Source organism: Arthrobacter sp. H5 (assembly GCF_000520595.1).
Classification (GTDB): domain Bacteria; phylum Actinomycetota; class Actinomycetes; order Actinomycetales; family Micrococcaceae; genus Arthrobacter_D.
Map to the genome: position 1 here is coordinate 36,062 of NZ_KI914993.1, position 1,854 is coordinate 37,915.

Annotated in this window: 2 protein-coding genes; one reads left to right on the plus strand and one right to left on the minus strand. The window is 60.7% G+C overall.

The features are described 5' to 3' along the window. Positions 1 to 85: 85 nt before the first annotated feature. Positions 86 to 580 carry a DUF3515 domain-containing protein gene (locus Y708_RS0110395; RefSeq protein WP_028279889.1) on the minus strand — a complete coding sequence of 165 codons (495 nt, stop codon included), beginning with the start codon at positions 578 to 580 and terminating at the stop codon, positions 86 to 88. A 94-nt stretch (positions 581 to 674) separates the two neighbouring features. Here Y708_RS0110395 and Y708_RS0110400 point away from each other — a divergent pair, with 94 nt between their 5' ends. Continuing rightward, positions 675 to 1,736 carry an LCP family protein gene (locus Y708_RS0110400; protein ID WP_028279890.1) on the plus strand — a complete coding sequence of 354 codons (1,062 nt, stop codon included), beginning with the start codon at positions 675 to 677 and terminating at the stop codon, positions 1,734 to 1,736. Positions 1,737 to 1,854 lie beyond the last annotated feature (118 nt).

Genomic DNA, 1,854 nt, shown 5'->3' on the forward strand with positions numbered 1-1,854 from the left:
CCGCCGCCCGCCGGTTACCGGACGTGGGCGGAATGGGCGTCGGAGCGGTGGCCGTCACTTCCAGCTGACGTGGGGTAAGTGTGGGCTAACCGTTGGTAGGGAGGTCCACGGCGTCGTTGAGCCCGAGGCACTCGGCGGTTTGCTCGATCTGAGTCACTGGGCCGCCAAGGTCCACCAGCACGGTGCTTGACGCCATCTGGTTGGGATCAAACAGCACTTCCACTGCCGGATTGCGTCCGTAGGTTGTTGCGGTCCACACGTCCCCGGATTCGGACTCCCGGATCAGCCAATCGACGTCGTTGACCGAGGCGCACTCGTCCGTGGTTGGCCCAGGTACGGCAACGCCGCAGCGCAGCACCACCTGGGATGGCTCGCCCCACGCGGCAGTGGCCTGGCTATTGGTTTCACGCAGTGCGTGTCCTGCCACTTCCTCCGGAAGCGAGACCATCACCTCGGCGCACGAGGGATTGACGGCGTCGGACGCGGGATCAACGTCCACAATCGGTGAACAGGCGGTTGCACCAAGAGCAAGAACGCCGATGATAAGCGCCATGCGCATGCTGCGGGAAGGAACGGGCATGGTGCAAGCCTAGCCTCAGCAGGGCGGATGCCCTGTCAGGGTATTCCCAACGTGGAACGCTAAAATCAGGGGTTACTTGATTTCAGGGGAGACATTGTCCAGCGGAACGTACTACCAGGCAGAGCCGGATCGCGGTGGGAAGCGGAAACATCCTGTCCGGACCACTGTGCTTGTGCTGCTCGGCATCCTCGTGGTGGCGGGCATTGTGGTGGCAACCTACCTGTTCAGTCTTGCGTATACGTTCAATACTCAGACAACCACCATTGCGCCGGCATTTCCGGTAGAGGCCACCCGCCCGGTAAGGGCCCCGGCTGCCGAGCACGCAATGAACATCCTGTTGATGGGCAGCGACGTGGGGGCAGGCAGCGGGGCCTCGGAGGATCTGCCCGGCGTTCCCAACGGCGCGCGGTCCGACACCATGATGCTGATGCACATTCCCGAGAACCGTGACGATGTTTATGTGATGTCCATCATGCGCGACACCTGGACCGAACTTCCCGGCTACGGTGAGCACAAGATCAACGCCGCAATGTCCCTGGGCGGAGTGCCGCTGGTGGTACGGACTATCGAGGGCATGTTCCACGCACCCGTCGACCATGTGATTATCATCGACTTTGAGGGCTTCAAGGGTCTGACCGATGCCCTGGGCGGTGTCGAGGTAAACAACCCGATTGCCTTCCAGTCCGAAGGTGTCCACGGCGAGTTCTTCGACCAGGGGCCGGTAACGCTCGACGGCGACTCGGCCCTGAAGTTCGTGAGAGAGCGGTATGCGTTTACCGACGGGGACTATCAGCGGGTGGAAAACCAGCAACTCTTCATCAAAGGAGTCATGTCCCAACTCCTGAGAGCGGACACACTGACCAACCCGCTCAAAATCAGTGACGTGGTACACCAAATCTCGCCCTACCTGAGCGTGGATGAAGACTTCAACGCAGGCACCGCGGCCTCACTGGCGTTCAGCCTTCGCTCCGTGCGCACTGATGACGTACACTTTTTCACTCTGCCCAATCTTGGAATTGGAACTTCTCTGGACGGTCAATCGATAGTGTTAAAGGATGACGCCGCAATAGCGGAGATAGCCGATGCGCTGGATACTGACAGCCTGGGTGAATATCTGGAGTCCTCGCACACCGAAGATCAAGACGTACAGGGCTAATACATGCAGCGAATTCTGGCCGGCCTGCTGGCCGCACTGATCCTTGCCGGGGTGTACACGGCGCCGGCGATGGGAGAGGATACGATCCCGATCCTGGGCGAGGTCATCGACCCGCCGC

Bases quoted from the DNA above. Each gene is read 5' to 3' on its own strand.
- Y708_RS0110395 (WP_028279889.1), bottom strand. From the start codon at position 580: ATGCCCGTTCCTTCCCGCAGCATGCGCATGGCGCTTATCATCGGCGTT.